The organism is Klebsiella sp. CN_Kp100 (assembly GCF_040065315.1).
In the GTDB taxonomy this organism is placed as follows: domain Bacteria; phylum Pseudomonadota; class Gammaproteobacteria; order Enterobacterales; family Enterobacteriaceae; genus Klebsiella; species Klebsiella oxytoca.
The window spans coordinates 38061-54570 of record NZ_JBEAIJ010000052.1 but is presented as its reverse complement, the minus strand read 5'-3'; the positions used below and the strand labels follow the sequence as shown (position 1 = coordinate 54570).

The 16510-nt window shown below is 55.1% G+C and carries 14 protein-coding genes and 1 pseudogene; 7 read left to right on the top strand and 8 right to left on the bottom strand.

The window, feature by feature from the left end; genetic code table 11:
• From ABLV12_RS23575 to ABLV12_RS23545, 7 genes and pseudogenes are all read left to right on the top strand, one after another.
• Positions 1-128 (top strand): annotated as a pseudogene (locus ABLV12_RS23575) (phosphomannomutase); the annotation flags it as partial.
• A gap of 1 nt (position 129) precedes the next feature.
• The gene (gene wzm / locus ABLV12_RS23570; protein WP_134882869.1) at positions 130-924 is read left to right on the top strand and encodes an O8 family O-antigen export ABC transporter permease subunit; all 795 of its coding nucleotides are present in this window, start codon (positions 130-132) and stop codon (positions 922-924) included.
• Positions 924-2138: an O8 family O-antigen export ABC transporter ATP-binding subunit gene (wzt, locus tag ABLV12_RS23565; RefSeq protein ID WP_348867391.1), complete on the top strand. Its 1215-nt coding sequence runs from the start codon at positions 924-926 to the stop codon at positions 2136-2138. Before wzm ends, wzt begins: the two co-directional genes overlap by 1 nt.
• Complete coding sequence (locus tag ABLV12_RS23560) at positions 2138-3418, top strand: class I SAM-dependent methyltransferase (protein ID WP_016809194.1); 1281 nt, start codon at positions 2138-2140, stop codon at positions 3416-3418. The genes wzt and ABLV12_RS23560 overlap by 1 nt, the downstream gene beginning before the upstream one ends.
• Before the next feature lie 2 nt (positions 3419-3420).
• On the top strand, positions 3421-7059 hold the full coding sequence (locus tag ABLV12_RS23555; protein ID WP_348867390.1) for a glycosyltransferase: 3639 nt from the start codon (positions 3421-3423) through the stop codon (positions 7057-7059).
• Positions 7060-7124: 65 nt separating this feature from the next.
• A complete protein-coding gene (locus tag ABLV12_RS23550; protein ID WP_325905907.1) occupies positions 7125-8270 on the top strand; it encodes a glycosyltransferase family 1 protein in 1146 nt (381 codons plus the stop codon).
• Between the two features lie 9 nt (positions 8271-8279).
• Positions 8280-9395, top strand: coding sequence for a glycosyltransferase family 4 protein (locus tag ABLV12_RS23545; RefSeq protein ID WP_004103657.1), 1116 nt, complete (start codon positions 8280-8282; stop codon positions 9393-9395).
• A 41-nt stretch (positions 9396-9436) separates the two neighbouring features.
• On the opposite strand, the gene hisIE is transcribed toward ABLV12_RS23545, so the two are convergent.
• Genes hisIE through hisG form a run of 8 tightly spaced genes read right to left on the bottom strand, consistent with a single transcriptional unit; the run spans position 9437 to position 16477 of the window.
• A complete protein-coding gene (gene hisIE, locus ABLV12_RS23540; RefSeq protein ID WP_004103655.1) occupies positions 9437-10033 on the bottom strand; it encodes a bifunctional phosphoribosyl-AMP cyclohydrolase/phosphoribosyl-ATP diphosphatase HisIE in 597 nt (198 codons plus the stop codon).
• Positions 10027-10803 (bottom strand): imidazole glycerol phosphate synthase subunit HisF, encoded by a 777-nt coding sequence (gene hisF / locus ABLV12_RS23535; RefSeq protein ID WP_004113932.1) that lies wholly within the window; start codon positions 10801-10803, stop codon positions 10027-10029. Before hisF ends, hisIE begins: the two co-directional genes overlap by 7 nt.
• Entirely contained in the window at positions 10785-11522 is a 738-nt protein-coding gene (gene hisA, locus ABLV12_RS23530; protein ID WP_016809191.1) for a 1-(5-phosphoribosyl)-5-[(5-phosphoribosylamino)methylideneamino]imidazole-4-carboxamide isomerase, read from the bottom strand. Before hisA ends, hisF begins: the two co-directional genes overlap by 19 nt.
• On the bottom strand, positions 11522-12112 hold the full coding sequence (hisH, locus tag ABLV12_RS23525; RefSeq protein ID WP_160887881.1) for an imidazole glycerol phosphate synthase subunit HisH: 591 nt from the start codon (positions 12110-12112) through the stop codon (positions 11522-11524). Before hisH ends, hisA begins: the two co-directional genes overlap by 1 nt.
• Positions 12112-13179 carry a bifunctional histidinol-phosphatase/imidazoleglycerol-phosphate dehydratase HisB gene (hisB, locus tag ABLV12_RS23520; RefSeq protein ID WP_004103644.1) on the bottom strand — a complete coding sequence of 356 codons (1068 nt, stop codon included), beginning with the start codon at positions 13177-13179 and terminating at the stop codon, positions 12112-12114. Before hisB ends, hisH begins: the two co-directional genes overlap by 1 nt.
• A complete protein-coding gene (gene hisC, locus ABLV12_RS23515; protein WP_348867389.1) occupies positions 13176-14237 on the bottom strand; it encodes a histidinol-phosphate transaminase in 1062 nt (353 codons plus the stop codon). The genes hisB and hisC overlap by 4 nt, the downstream gene beginning before the upstream one ends.
• Positions 14234-15538 carry a histidinol dehydrogenase gene (gene hisD, locus ABLV12_RS23510; protein WP_224252093.1) on the bottom strand — a complete coding sequence of 435 codons (1305 nt, stop codon included), beginning with the start codon at positions 15536-15538 and terminating at the stop codon, positions 14234-14236. The genes hisC and hisD overlap by 4 nt, the downstream gene beginning before the upstream one ends.
• A 39-nt stretch (positions 15539-15577) precedes the next feature.
• Positions 15578-16477 (bottom strand): ATP phosphoribosyltransferase, encoded by a 900-nt coding sequence (hisG, locus tag ABLV12_RS23505; RefSeq protein WP_004103638.1) that lies wholly within the window; start codon positions 16475-16477, stop codon positions 15578-15580.
• Between the last annotated feature and the right edge of the window lie 33 nt (positions 16478-16510).

Here is a 16510-nt window from a genome sequence, read left to right as displayed (position 1 = left end):
AGTGGCGTTTTAACCTGCGCAGCTCGAACACCGAGCCGGTAGTGCGTCTCAACGTGGAGTCAAAAGCAGCGCCTGCGCTGATGAAAGAAAAAACAGCAGAGCTGTTACACCTGTTAAGCGGGGAATAAGGTGAGAGAATTGTTCACGACGATTTATCGTTATCGGGGATTTATCTGGAGCAGCGTTAAGCGCGATTTTCAGGCGCGCTACCAAACCAGTATGCTGGGCGCGCTGTGGCTGGTTTTACAGCCGCTCTCAATGATTCTGGTTTACACCCTGGTTTTTTCTGAAGTCATGAAAGCCAGAATGCCGGATAACACCGGTCCGTTTGCCTACAGTATCTATCTCTGTTCGGGCGTACTGACCTGGGGACTTTTTACGGAAATGCTGGATAAAGGGCAGAGCGTTTTTATTAACAACGCGAACCTGATTAAAAAGCTAAGCTTTCCGAAAATCTGCCTGCCGATTATTGTCACTCTGTCGGCGATCCTGAATTTCGCGATTATCTTTAGCCTGTTCCTGATCTTTATTATCGTCACAGGTAATTTCCCTGGCTGGCTGTTTTTCTCGGTAATCCCGGTTCTTCTGTTGCAGGTGCTGTTTGCCGGCGGCCTGGGCATGATTTTGGGCGTCATGAACGTCTTTTTCCGCGATGTTGGCCAACTGGTGGGCGTTGCGCTCCAGTTCTGGTTCTGGTTTACGCCAATCGTCTATGTCCTCAATTCATTGCCGGGCTGGGCGAAAAATCTGCTGCTGTATAATCCAATGACGCGCGTCATGCAGTCTTATCAGTCGATATTCGCCTATCACCAGGCGCCGAACTGGTATTCGCTATGGCCAGTTCTGGCTCTTGCCATTATTTTCTGCGTCATCGGTTTCAGGATGTTCCGCAAGCATGCGGCGGATATGGTGGATGAATTATAATGAGCTATATCAGAGTAAATAATGTCGGCAAGGCCTATCGTCAGTATCACTCAAAAACTGGCCGACTGATCGAATGGTTATCCCCCTTTAATACTAAGCGCCACAATCTGAAATGGATCCTTAGCGACATCAACTTTGAAGTCGCGCCCGGCGAGGCGGTTGGCATCATCGGCATAAACGGCGCGGGCAAAAGTACCTTGCTGAAGCTGATTACCGGAACCTCAAGGCCGACGACCGGAGGCATAGAAATCTCCGGGCGTGTGGCTGCGTTACTTGAGCTGGGCATGGGATTCCACTCCGATTTTACCGGTCGCCAAAACGTCTATATGTCAGGACAGCTGCTGGGGCTGTCTTCCGACAAAATCACCGAGCTGATGCCTGAGATCGAAGAGTTTGCCGAAATTGGCGACTATATCGATCAGCCGGTACGCGTCTATTCAAGCGGTATGCAGGTGCGTCTGGCCTTTAGCGTGGCCACGGCGATTCGCCCGGATGTGCTGATCATCGATGAGGCGCTCTCCGTTGGCGATGCTTATTTCCAGCATAAAAGTTTCGAGCGTATTCGCAAATTCCGCCAGGAAGGAACAACGCTGCTGTTGGTATCCCATGATAAGCAGGCGATCCAAAGCATCTGCGATCGCGCCATTTTGCTGAATAAAGGCCGCATTGAAATGGAAGGCGAGCCGGAAGCCGTCATGGATTACTACAATGCGCTGCTGGCTGATAAGCAAAATCAGTCTATTAAACAGGTCGAGCACAACGGCAAAACGCAAACTGTTTCCGGCACCGGTGAGGTAACTATTGCTGAAGTGAACCTGCTGGATGAACAGCGTAATGTGACCGAGTTTGCTGCAGTAGGGGAGCGCGTACACTTGCTGGTCAATGTTCAGGTTAAGGAAGATATTCCTGAACTGGTGGTGGGTTACATGATCAAGGATCGCCTGGGGCAGCCTGTCTTTGGAACCAATACGCATCACCTGAATCAGGCACTCACCTCCCTGAAAAAAGGAGAAAAGCGCTCATTCATGTTCTCTTTCGACGCTAACCTGGGCGTAGGTTCTTATTCCGTTGCTGTCGCGTTACATACTTCAAGTACCCATCTGGGCAAAAATTATGAATGGCGCGATCTGGCGGTAGTATTCAACGTCGTGAATACGAATCAAAAAGAGTTTGTCGGTGTGTCCTGGCTGCCGCCTGAACTGGAGATTTCTTAATGGGTTCGTCGTTTTACCGTTCATTTGAAGAACGACACAGGGGTACGGTCGAAGATATTAAAGGCCGCCTGAGTTTTTATTTACCTTTTCTGGCGCGCTTAAAAGCACGTTATCCGGATGGGGTTATTGCCGATATCGGCTGCGGCCGCGGAGAGTGGCTGGAAATCCTGAATGAAAACGGCATCGCTAACATCGGCGTTGACCTTGATGACGGTATGCTGGCCCGCGCCCGGGAAGCTGGGCTGAACGTGCAGAAAATGGACTGCCTGAAGTTTCTCGAGCAGCAGGAAGACGAAAGCCTTATCGCGCTGACCGGATTCCATATTGCTGAACACCTGCCTTTCGAGGTCTTACAGCAGCTCGTCAAGCATACCCTGCGCGTGTTGAAACCGGGCGGTTTGTTGATACTTGAAACGCCGAACCCGGAGAACCTGAGCGTTGGAGCCTGTTCATTCTATATGGACCCCACTCATCATCATCCGCTGCCGCCGCCGTTGCTGGAATTTTTACCCATCCACTATGGATTCACTCGCGCGATCACTGTACGTCTGCAGGAAAAGGATGCCCTGAAAGCCGCTGATGCGGCGATTAAACTGGTTGATGTTCTGAAGGGCGTCAGCCCCGATTACAGTATTATTGCGCAGAAAGACGCGCTGCCAGAAGTTCTCGCCAGCTTCGAGCCTCTTTTCACTCAGCAGTACGGCCTGACGTTGGATGCCTTAAGCGAGCGATACGACGCAATTCTGCAAGAACAGCAGGCGGCTTCAGCCGCCCGGCTGGCGGCGCTCGATAAATCCTACGCCCGGAAAATGGGTGAAATGGCACAGAGTATTCAGCTACTGCAGGGCCAGGTAGGCGAATTAAACCAGTTGGTTGCGCACAATCACCAGCTTCAACAGCAGGTAGCCGATCTGCATAATAGCCGCTCATGGCGAGTCACACAGCCGCTGCGCTGGCTCTCTTTCCAGCGCCAGCTGTTGCGTCAGGAAGGGGCTAAAGTTCGCTGCCGGCGTGCGGCAAGAAAAATATTGCGCAAAGGGATGGCGCTCTCGCTGGTCTTTTTCCATCGCTATCCTAAATCAAAGGTGTATCTGTTTAAGATCCTCAGGAAAACCGGCAGTTATCAACTGTTCCAGCGCCTGTTCCAGCGCGTGATGCTGGTGTCGACGGATCCAATGATGATGGCGAAGTCCAGAAGATACGATGTGGGCACTGAAGAGATGACAAGTCGCGCGTTGAGTATTTATAACGAATTAAAAAATAAAAATACGGAGAAATAACGATGCGTATTGTCATTGATTTACAAGGCGCGCAGACGGAAAGCCGCTTTCGTGGCATCGGTCGTTATAGTGTTTCTATTGCCAGAGCGATTATCAGGAATAATAGCCAGCACGAAGTTTTCATCGCTTTATCCGCCATGCTGGGGGAATCCATCGCTGACGTGAAAGCGCAGTTTGCCGATCTGCTGCCGGCAGAAAATATCGTCATCTGGCACGCTGCGGGTCCGGTGCGGGCGATGGACAGAGGCAATGAATGGCGTCGGGAAAGCGCTGAGCTGATGCGTGAAGCCTTCCTTGAGGGGCTACGCCCGGATGTCGTTTTCATCACCAGCCTGTTTGAAGGGCACGTCGATGATGCCGTCACATCCGTGCATAAGTTTAGCCGCAGCTACAAAGTGGCGGTTCTGCACCACGATCTGATTCCGCTGGTGCAGGCGGAAACCTATCTGCTGGACGACGTTTATAAGCCCTATTACCTGCAGAAAGTTGAATGGTTAAAGAATGCCGATCTTCTGCTGACTAACTCCGCTTATACCGCCCAGGAGGCGATTGAACACCTGCATCTGCAGGGCGACCATGTGCGTAATATCGCCGCCGCGGCGGACCCGCAGTTTTGCATGGCAGAAGTTAGCGCAAGCGAAAAAGAGACGGTTCTTGGCCACTATAGCATTCAGCGCGATTTTGTCCTCTATGCGCCGGGTGGGTTCGATTCGCGTAAAAACTTTAAACGTCTGATTGAGGCCTATTCCGGGCTCAGTGATGAATTACGTCGCGCACATCAGTTGGTGATCGTCAGTAAGCTTTCCATTGGCGATCGTCAGTATCTCGAATCCCTGGCCTCTGCGAATGGCCTGCAGCAGGGGGAGTTGGTGCTGACCGGCTATGTGCCGGAAAACGAACTGATTCAGCTTTACCGACTGTGTAAGCTCTTTATCTTTGCCTCGTTACATGAAGGTTTTGGCCTGCCTGTGCTGGAGGCAATGTCGTGTGGCGCGCCGGCTATTGGCTCGAACGTCACCAGCATTCCTGAAGTTATCGGTAATCCTGATGCCCTGTTTGACCCGTATTCCGTCTCCTCTATTCGGGAAAAAATGACCCAATGCCTGACGGATGCGCATTTCCTGGCGCGTCTGAAAGAGATGGCGCAGCAGCAGGCGCGAAATTTCTCATGGGATAAGGCCGCTGTTACGGCGCTGGAAGCGTTTGAAAACATCGCAGTGCAGGGAAAAAGCGCAGCACACGCTTCGCCAGCGGCGCTGGTTCAGCGCATCCTCGCCATTTCTCAAGGGCAGCCTGAAGATCGCGATTTACGTTTATGCGCGACGGCCATGGATTTCAACCTGAAAACGGCTGAGCTCTATCAGCTTGAAGACGATGCCCTAAACTGGCGCGTAGAAGGGCCTTTCGATAGTTCATACAGCCTGGCGCTTGTGAATCGTGAATTTGCCCGCGCGCTGGCGGGGGATGGCGTCGATGTGCTGCTGCACTCGACGGAAGGGCCGGGGGATTTTGCCCCTGATGCGGCATTTATGGCGCAGGCCGAAAATAGCGATCTGCTTAATTTTTACAATAAATGCCGGTCATTTGAGGCGGGCAAAAAGGTTGATATCCTCAGCCGTAATATCTACCCTCCGCGCGTGGCGGATATGAATGCCCGGGTTAAATTGCTTCACTGCTATGCCTGGGAAGAAACCGGCTTCCCGCAGCCCTGGATACATGAATTCAATCGTGAACTGGATGGCGTCCTGTGTACATCCGAACACGTTCGTAAGGTCTTGATCGACAACGGGCTGAGCGTACCGGCGTTTGTCGTGGGTAACGGCTGCGATCATTGGCTGAACACCCCGGCAAAACCCCTGAACCGCGCCGCAGAGGGGATGTTCCGTTTCCTGCATGTCTCTTCCTGCTTCCCACGCAAGGGCGTTCAGGCGATGCTGCAGGCCTGGGGCAGGGCGTTTACCCGCCGTGACAACGTCTCGTTGACCATTAAAACCTTTAATAATCCGCATAACGAAATAGACGCCTGGCTTGCGCAAGCGCAAAGCGAGTTTGCAGACTATCCGTTGGTCGAGGTGATTAAAGCGGATATGTCGGCCGAGGAGCTAAAAGGCCTCTATGAAAGCTGTGACGTGCTGGTTGCGCCAGGATGCGCGGAGGGGTTTGGTCTGCCTATCGCTGAAGCAATGCTTAGCGGACTCCCGGCGATTGTCACCAACTGGAGTGGTCAGCTTGATTTTGTGAATTCACAAAATTCATGGTTGGTAGATTATCAGTTCACTCGAGTAAAAACCCACTTTGGTCTGTTTGCATCCACCTGGGCCAGCGTGGATATCGATAATTTAACGGAAGCCCTGCAGCAAGCTGCATCGACGGATAAATCCGCACTGCGGGAAATGGCGGATGCCGGGCGTCAGCGCATTCTATCGCAATTTACCTGGGCGGCAGTCGCCGAGCGCTCTCAGCAGGCTGTTAAGAAGTTGCGGGCGCACATTGATATCGCTCAACACCGGGCGCGCATCGGCTGGTTGACGACCTGGAACACTAAGTGCGGTATTGCTACCTATTCTCAGCATTTAGTGGAAAGCGCGCCGCATGGCGCGGATGTGATATTTGCTCCGCAGGTCAGCGCGGAAGATTTAGTTAATCCTGATGAAGATTTTGTTCTGCGTAACTGGATAGTCGGTAAAGAGAACAACTATCTGGAAAATCTTCAACAGCAAATCGATGCGCTACGTCTTGACGTATTAGTGATTCAGTTTAACTACGGTTTCTTCAATCATCGTGAACTGGCGGCGTTCATTCGCCATCAGCATGATGCCGGACGCGTGGTTGTAATGGCGATGCATTCGACGGTGGATCCGCAAAAAGAGCCGGAATGGAACTTCCGCCTTGCCGAAATGGTGGATGCGCTGGCGCTTTGCGATCGATTGCTGGTACATTCCATTGCCGATATGAATCGTCTGAAAGGGCTGGGTCTCACCGACAATGTTGCCTTGTTCCCCCATGGGGTAATTAATTATTCTGCACCGTCGCCGCGCAATAATCCGCAGGCATTACCCTTAATCGCTAGCTACGGTTTTTGTTTGCCGCATAAGGGATTGATGGAACTTGTTGAGTCCGTCCATCGTCTTAAGCAGGCCGGCAAGCCGGTTCGTCTGCGTCTGGTGAATGCGGAATATCCGGTGGGTGAATCGCGCGATCTGGTTGCGGAACTTAAAGCCGCTTCTCAACGTCTGGGCGTAACCGATCTGGTTGAAATGCATAACGATTTTCTGCCGGATGATGAAAGTCTGCGCTTACTTTCCGAAGCCGATCTGCTGATTTTTGCCTATCAGAATACCGGCGAGTCGGCGAGCGGGGCGGTGCGTTACGGTATGGCGACGCAGAAGCCTGTTGCCGTTACGCCGCTGGCGATATTTGATGACCTGGATGATGCAGTCTTTAAATTTGATGGATGCAGCGTGGATGATATTAGCCAGGGCATCGATCGGATTTTACATTCCATTCGTCAGCAGGATTCATGGGCCAGCGCTACTCAGAAACGAGCCGATGCCTGGCGGGAGCAGCATGATTATCAGGCCGTATCCCGTCGCCTGGTTAATATGTGTCAAGGCTTAGCTAAAGCTAAATATTTTAAATAAAATAGTCCCCTGCATTTTTTGCCTTTTAATGCAGGGGATGCCAGCTTAATGATGTGCCATTCATTATGAAAATTATATTTGCAACTGAGCCAATCAAATATCCATTAACGGGTATCGGTCGTTATTCCCTCGAACTGGTAAAACGATTGGCGGTGGCCAGCGAAATTGAAGAGCTAAAATTATTTCACGGCTCTTCATTTATTGACAGCATTCCCCAGATTGAAAATAAAGCGGATACCCGAGCCAGCAATCACGGTAACCTGGCGGCTTTTTTACGCCGTCAGCCGTTATTGATTGAAGCCTATCGCGTGTTGCATCCGCGTCGCCAGGCGTGGGCGCTGCGCGATTATAAAGATTATATCTATCATGGGCCTAACTTTTATCTGCCGCATCGTCTGGAACGTGCCGTAACCACATTTCATGATATCTCCATATTCACCTGTCCGGAATTTCATCCAAAGGACCGGGTGCGTTATATGGAAAAGTCACTGCGCGAAAGTCTGGACACGGCAAAGCTTATTTTGACGGTATCTGACTTTTCCCGCAGCGAAATTATCCGGCTGTTTAACTATCCTGCCGATCGGATCGTAACGACCCATCTTGCCTGCAGCGGCGACTATATTCCGCGCAGCCCGGATGAATGTCTACCGGTTCTGCAGAAATATCAGCTGGAGTGGCAGCGCTATGCGCTTTACATCGGCACGATGGAGCCGCGGAAAAATATTCGTGGCCTGTTGCAGGCGTACCAGCTTCTGCCGATGGAGACGCGCATGCGCTACCCGCTGATCCTCAGCGGTTACCGTGGGTGGGAAGATGATGCGCTGTGGCAGATCGTTGAACGCGGGACTCGTGAAGGATGGATCCGTTATCTGGGCTATGTACCGGATGGCGATCTCCCGTATTTATATGCGGCAGCCAGAACCTTTATTTATCCTTCGTTTTATGAAGGATTCGGATTACCTATTCTTGAAGCAATGTCTTGCGGTATCCCAGTAGTATGCTCCAATGTCACATCATTACCTGAAGTGGCGGGGGATGCGGGGTTGTTATCCGACCCTAACGATGTAGACGCGATAAGCGCTCATATATTGCAAAGTCTGCAGGATGAATACTGGCGGGAGATAGCAGTAGCGCGCGGTTTTATTCAGGCACAACAGTTTTCGTGGGAAACCTGTACGGCCCAGACGATCGATGCCTATAAATTACTCTAAGGGTGCAAGTTGAGAGTTTTACACGTCTATAAGACCTATTATCCGAATACCTACGGTGGTATTGAACAGGTCATTTATCAGTTGTGCCAGGGCTGCGCTCGTCGGGGGATCGCGGCCGACGTCTTCACCTTTTCCCCGGATAAAAATACCGGGCCAGTGGCTTACGAACAGCATCAGGTTATCTATAATAAGCAATTAATTGAAATCGCCTCGACGCCATTCTCACTCGGCGCGTTAAAGCGATTTAATAAAATTAAAGATAACTACGATATTATTAACTATCATTTCCCGTTTCCCTTTATGGATATGCTACATCTGATGGCGCATCCTAAAGCGAAAACCGTTGTCACCTATCATTCCGATATTGTGAAACAAAAGCGGCTAATGAAATTATATCAACCGCTGCAGGAGCAATTTCTTTCCAGCGTTGACTGCATTGTGGCCTCATCGCCAAACTACGTAGCCTCCAGCCAGACGCTGCAAAAATACCTCGATAAAACGGTGGTCATTCCCTTCGGCCTCGAGCAAAAGGATGTGCAGCATAATCCGCAGCGCCTGGCTTACTGGCGAGAGAAAGTCGGCGAGCGCTTTTTCCTTTTTGTCGGCGCATTTCGTTACTATAAGGGATTGCATATTCTGCTGGATGCCGCAGAGCGCAGTCGACTGCCGATCGTTATTGTCGGCGGCGGCCCGCTGGAAGCGGAAGTTCGCCGTGAGGCTGAACAGCGCGGCCTGAATAACGTGATATTCACCGGCATGCTGAACGATGAGGATAAATATATCCTCTTTCATCTGTGCCGCGGGGTGGTCTTTCCCTCGCACCTGCGCTCAGAGGCGTTTGGCATTACCTTACTGGAAGGGGCGCGGTTCGCCCGGCCGCTGATCTCGTGTGAAATTGGCACCGGAACCTCGTTTATCAACCAGGATAAGGTCAATGGTTGCGTGATCCCGCCGGATAACAGCGCAGCGTTGGTCGAAGCGATGAACGAACTGTGGCACAGTGATGAAACGGCAGCGCGCTATGGCGCAAATTCACGTCGCCGCTTTGAGGAGATGTTTACCGCCGAACATATGATTGATGCCTACGTGAATCTCTACAGCACGCTGCTGGAGCAGAAACCCTGATAGGCCGCAAATCGCCCCCGCCAGCGCGGGGGCGCAAGGCATCAGTGACGGCTCTTAAGATTGTTAATCACGTCCGTTAAATTCAGCCCCTGATCCTGCAGCAGCACCAGCAGGTGATACATCAAATCCGACGCTTCATTCTTCAGCTCGAACTGGTCATGCACCGTGGCGGCCAGCGCGGTCTCAACGCCTTCTTCTCCCACCTTCTGGGCAATGCGCTTGGTGCCGCTAGCGTACAGCTTCGCGGTGTAAGAGCTCTCCGGGTCAGCGTGCTTGCGTTCGGCCAACAGTTGCTCCAGCTGGTAGAGAAACAGCCACTGGTGGCCGGTTTCGCCGAAGCAGCTCGATGTGCCTTTATGGCAGGTTGGGCCAATCGGATTTACCAGCGCCAGCAGGGTGTCGTTATCGCAATCCGGGGTGATGCTCACCACGTTGAGAAAATTACCCGACGTTTCCCCCTTGGTCCACAGACGCTGTTTGGTCCGTGAATAAAAGGTCACTTTACCGGTCTCTTCGGTTTTCGCCAGCGCATCCTGATTCATATAGCCCAGCATCAGCACTTCCCCGGAAACGGCGTGCTGCACGATGACCGGCATCAGACCGTCGGTTTTTTGCCAATCCAGCTGTTCACTTAACATACCCTAATCTCCACGCCCTGTGCTGCCAGGTACGTTTTCAGTTCACCAATATTGATAATTTGCTTGTGGAACACTGAGGCGGCCAGCGCGCCGTCGACGTTGGCGTCGCGGAAGGCTTCCAGGAAGTGCTCCATAGTCCCGGCACCGCCGGATGCAATCAGCGGCACGTGGCACACGGCGCGTACCTTGCTTAACTGCTGCAGATCGTAGCCGTTACGCACGCCGTCCTGATTCATCATATTGAGGACGATCTCGCCGGCCCCGCGCTTTTGTACTTCCTGCACCCAGTCCAGCGTTTCCCACTGCGTCACCCGCGTACGGCTCTCATCGCCGGTATATTGATTGACGTGATACTTCCCGCTTTCGGCGTCAAACCAGGTATCGATACCCACGACAATACACTGCACCCCGAACCGATCGGCCAGGCGAGTAATCAGCGTCGGGTCCGCCAGGGCAGGGGAATTGATAGAGATTTTATCCGCGCCAAAGGAGAGGATTTGCGCCGCCTCTTCCAGCGACTTAATGCCGCCGGCGACGCAGAAGGGAATGTCGATCACTTCCGCAACGCGCGATACCCAGCTTTTATCCACCACGCGACCGTCGCTCGAGGCGGTGATATCGTAGAACACCAGCTCATCCGCGCCTTCGTCGGCATAGCGTTTTGCCAGCGGGACAATATCGCCGATGATTTCGTGATTACGGAACTGCACGCCTTTCACTACCTGGCCGTCGCGAACGTCAAGACAGGGGATTATCCGTTTTGCCAGCATTGAATGGCCTCCGTTACGTTAAATTTACCTTCCAGCAGCGCCCGGCCGACAATCACCCCGCGCACCCCGGTTCCGCGCAGCGCGGCGATATCATGCAGATCGCCAATGCCGCCGGAGGACTGAAACGCCACCTGCGGATAGCGGGCGCAGACTTCTTCATACAGCGAGACGTTAGACCCGGCCAGCGTCCCGTCGCGGGAAATATCGGTACATAGCACGTGCTGCAGGCCGACGGACTGATAGCTCTCCACCAGCTCCTCCAGGGTTACGCCGGAATTCTCCTGCCAGCCGCTAACGGCCACCTGCTTGCTGCCTTGCGCATCGATCCGTACGTCCAGCGCCAGCACCAGATGCTGCGGGCCAAAACGCTTAAACCAGCCTTTCACCACTTCCGGCGACTTCACCGCCGTCGAGCCCACCACCACGCGCGCCACGCCCGCGTCAAGCAGGGCGGCCACGTCTTCTTCCGTGCGCACGCCGCCGCCGACCTGCACCGGCACGTTCACGCCGGCAACCAGCGTTTTCAGCAGCGGGATCTGGCGCTTCGCCGGATCTTTCGCCCCGGTCAGATCGACGAGATGCAGTACTTCGGCCCCTTGCGCGGCATAGGATTGCAGGCGCGGCAGCGGATCGTTGCCGTAGTCGCGCTGCTGGCCATAATCGCCCTGATGGAGACGGACGACCGTACCGTCAATTAAATCTAAAGCAGGAATGATCATCACATCTCCAGGAAGTTTTTCAGCAGCTGCGCCCCGGCGCTGCCGGAGCGTTCAGGGTGGAACTGGACGCCAAAAAAGTTATCTTTCTGCACCGCCGCGGTGAAGGCCTCGCCGTAGCTGCACTGAGCGATAGTGTTAACGTTGACCGGCATCGCGTAGCTGTGGACGAAGTAAAAATACGCCCCGTCTTCAATGCCGCGAAACAGACGATCGCCCGCTTTCGCATTTACCCGGTTCCAGCCCATATGCGGCAGCGGCAGGCCGTGGTCGGTCATTTTTGGCACGTCCTGGTCGATAATACCCAGCAGGTCGACGCCGTTATTCTCTTCGCTGCGTTTTCCCAGCAGCTGCATACCGAGACAAATGCCCAGCACCGGTTGGGTGCAGGCTTTAATCAGATCAATTAAATCCCGTTCGCGCAGCTGGTCCATTGCCGCCTGAGCCGTCCCTACGCCCGGCAGAAACAGCTTATCGGCGCGCAGCACCACGTCCGGGTCACGGCTGACCTGCGGCTCGTAGCCGTGGCGGCTCACCGCAGATTTCACCGAATTGAGGTTGGCGCAGCCGGTATCGAGGATCACCACGTTCATCAGAGTACCCCTTTCGAAGATGGCAGCGTGTCGCCCTGGACGCGGATGGCCTGGCGTAGCGTGCGACCGAAGGCCTTAAACAGGCTCTCAACGCGGTGGTGATCGTTTTTGCCCTTGGTTTTCAGGTGCAGAGTGACCGCCATGGTATAGGAGAGCGAGCGGAAGAAGTGCTCGACCATCTCGGTGCTCAGATCGCCAACGCGCTGATAGGTAAAATCAGCTTTGTATTCAAGGTGCGGGCGGCCAGAAATATCCAGCGCGCAGCGGGCCAGGCATTCGTCCATCGGCAGCACAAAGCCGAAACGGGCGATGCCGCGCTTGTCGCCGAGCGCCAGCTTCAGCGCTTCGCCCAGCGCAAGGCCGGTGTCTTCCACGGTGTGGTGATCGTCAATATAGAGGTCGCCGCCGACCTTGACCTCCAGACGGAAGCCGCCGTGGGTGGCAATTTGGTCAAGCATATGATCGAAGAAGCCGACGCCGGTGGAGATTTTGCTGCCGCCTTCGCGATCGAGCCACACTTTGACATCCACCTGGGTCTCTTTAGTGATGCGCTCAACGTGGGCGTAGCGATCGCGACGGGTCAGCTGTTCGCAAATGGTCGGCCAGTCAAGCGTTTCGCGATCGTAGCGCAGTCCGGTAATGCCCATGTTATCCGCCAGCTGAATGTCGGTGGCCCGGTCGCCAATCACGTAGCTATTGGCGGTGTCCATCACCCCTTGCTCCAGCCACGGCAGCACCAGTCTGGTTTTCGGCTTGCGGCAGTCGCAATTATCCGCCGGGAGATGCGGACAAATCAGCACCTCGTCAAAGTTGACGCCCTGTGAGGAGAAGATCTGCATCATCAGGTTGTGCGGGCCGTCGAACTCGTCCTGCGGCAGGCTGGCGGTTCCCAGTCCGTCCTGATTGGTGATCATCACCAGCTTATACCCTTCCTGCTGCAGCTTGAGCAGGGCCGGGATCACCTGCGGCTCAAACGCCAGCTTATCGAAGCGGTCTACCTGAAAATCAACCGGTGGTTCGGAAATCAGCGTACCGTCACGGTCAATAAAGAGAAACTTCTGGGTCATACATTCTCCACAGTCAAAGCGTCAATGACGCGCTGGCTCTCTGCACGGGTACCGATAGTGATACGCAAACAGCCGCTTAATGAAGGTTGTTTATTCTGGTCACGTAAGATAATGCCCTGATCCCACAAAGATTTAAACACCGCGCTGGACGCGGTGATCCGCGCCAGTACGTAGTTGGTCTCGGAAGCGAACACCTCTTCCACGCAGGCAATGCTGCGCAGCTGGCTGACCAGATAATCGCGTTCGTTGAGGATCTGCGCCACGCGCTCGCGCATGGCGGCAATCCCTTCCGCACTCAGGGCCTGAGCGGCAATATCGGCGACCGGCGTCGAGAGCGGATAGGGCGCGATAACTTTCAGCAGCACGTTAATAACCTCGACGTTGGCGAGGGTAAAGCCGCAGCGCAGGCCAGCCAGGGCAAACGCCTTGGACAGCGTGCGCAGAACCACCAGATGCGGATACTCGTTCAGCCAGGTTGCCAGCGTCGCCTGCGGACAGAACTCAATATAGGCTTCATCCGCGACCACGATGGCTTTACCGCGCGCCATCTCCAGCAGGGTGCGGAAATCTTTCGGGTTGATAATCTGTCCGGTCGGGTTATTCGGGCTGCAGACGAAAATCACTTTCACGCCGTCAAGATTGGCTGCGATGCCCGGCAGATCCAGCTGCCAGTCGGCGAGCGTCGGCACCGTACGACAGGTCACGCCGATGGTTTCGGCGCTGACGCTGTACATGCCGTAGGTCGGCGGGCAGTAGAGCACCGCGTCCTGGCCCGGCTCGCAGAAGGCGCGGATCAGTAGTTCAATGCCTTCGTCGGCGCCGCGGCTGACCAGCACCTGCTCCGGCTTAACGCCAGCATACTGCGCATAGCGTTCAATGACGGCTTTCGGCTGCGGTTCCGGATAGCGGTTCAGCGTCTGTTCGGTCAGCTGGAACGCAACCGCGGTGGGGAATTCATTGGCGTTCAGCCAGACGTCGCCCTTACCGCCCAGACGGCGAGCAGACTGATACGGCGTCAGCGCGCGGACGTTGGCGCGGGCTAAATCTTCGATGCTCATGCTTGCTCCTTAAGGGCTGCAACGCGCAGCGTAACGGCGTTTTTGTGGGCGTCCAGGCGCTCGGCGGCGGCCAGTATCTCAATGGTGGAAGCGAGGGCGGCGAACCCGTCGCGGGACAGCTCCTGCACGGTCATGCGTTTCTGAAAGTCCGCCAGGCCGAGGCTGGAGCAGGTCGCGGTGTAACCGTAGGTCGGCAGCACGTGGTTGGTTCCGGAGGCATAATCCCCGGCGGATTCCGGCGACCAGTCGCCGAGGAACACCGAGCCGGCGCTGGTGATGCCATCGACCAGTTCGCGGGCGTTGCGGGTCTGAATAATCAGGTGTTCAGGGCCGTACTGGTTGGATATTTCCACGCACTGGGCGATATCGCGGGCCACGATGATCCGGCTGGCGGAGAGCGCCTCACGGGCGGTTTCCGCACGCGGCAGCGCGGACAGCTGGCGCTCAACGGCTTCGGCGACGCGGGTGGCCATCGTGCTATCCGGCGTCAGCAGGATCACCTGCGAATCCGGGCCGTGCTCCGCCTGGGAAAGCAGGTCAGAGGCGACGAAATCGGGGGTTGCGCCGCTGTCGGCGATCACCAGCACTTCCGATGGCCCGGCGGGCATATCGATAGCCGCGCCGTCAAGACGCTGGCTCACCTGACGCTTGGCCTCGGTGACGAAGGCGTTGCCCGGGCCAAAGATTTTATCGACTTTCGTCACCGACTCCGTGCCGAAGGCGAGGGCGGCAATTGCCTGCGCGCCGCCGACGTTAAAGATATTGCGCACGCCGCATAGCTGGGCGGCATAGAGAATTTCATCGGCAATCGGCGGCGGCGAGCACAGCACTACCTGCTGGCAGCCCGCGATGCGCGCCGGCGTGGCGAGCATCAGGACCGTTGAGAACAGCGGCGCCGAGCCGCCGGGAATATATAAGCCAACGGAGGCGATAGGGCGGGTCACCTGCTGGCAGCGCACGCCCGGCAGGGTTTCCACATCTACGGCCTGCAGCCGCTGCGCGTTGTGAAAGGTTTCGATATTTTTAACCGCTACGGCCATCGCCTGCTTGAGCTCGTCGCTCAGGCGCGCACCGGCGGCGGCAATCTCTTCTTCGCTAACTTTCAGCGCTGTGACCTCGGTTTTGTCGAACTTTGCGCCGTATTCACGCAGGGCCGCATCGCCGTTGTCTTTAACATTATTCAGGATCTCCGCCACCGTTTTGCTGATGCTCTCGGAGGCGGAAATGGCCGGACGCATTAAAAGTTGTTGCTGTTGTTCTGCGCCACAGCCGTTCCAGTCGATAATTGTGTTGAAGCTCATGATTGTTTCCCCTGTTTGTCCCGTGACCGACCCGCCGGATTACTCCATCATCTTCTCAATCGGCAGAACCAGAATGGAGCTGGCGCCCAGCGCTTTCAGTTTTTCCATGGTTTCCCAGAACAGGGTTTCGCTGCTGACCATGTGCATGGCGACGCGCTGCTTGTCCCCCGCCAGCGGCAGGATGGTCGGACGCTCGGCGCCGGGCAGCAGGGCGACAACCTCTTCCAGGCGCTCGGTGGGCGCGTGCATCATGATGTATTTCGATTCGCGAGCCTGAATCACGCCCTGAATACGGGTCAGCAGGCGGTCGATAAGCTGCTGTTTGCTATCCACCATCTCACCGTCGCGCTGGATCAGGCAGGCTTTGGAGCGGAACATGACTTCCACTTCGCGCAGGCCGTTCGCTTCGAGAGTCGCGCCGGTAGAGACCAGGTCGCAAATCGCGTCGGCCAGGCCAGCGCGCGGGGCCACTTCAACCGAGCCGTTCAGCAGGCAGGATTTAAAGGAGATGCCTTTCTGGTCAAGGTAGCGCTTCAGCAGGTGCGGGTAAGAGGTCGCGATGCGTTTGCCGTCCAGTGCCGCAGGGCCGTCCCAGGGTTCATCCGCCGGGGTCGCCAGCGACAGGCGGCAGCCGCCGAAGTCGAGACGGCGCAGGGTAAAGTAGCGCGGATCTTCGCCCTGGGCGCGGCGGCTCAGCAGCTCTTCTTCCAGCACGTTTTCACCGATAATCCCCAAATCGACCACGCCGTCCATGATAAGGCCAGGAATATCGTCATCACGCACGCGCAGAATATCGATCGGCATATTTTCCGCCATCGCGATCAGGCGCTGGGTGTGCAGATTCACTTTGATGCCGCAGCGGCTGAGTAATTCGCGTGAATCTTCGCTTAAACGCCCTGATTTCTGAATAGCTATGCGTAAACGACTATTGTCTAACATTGTTATTTTCCTCTGTAACCCTGTCTGAATCTG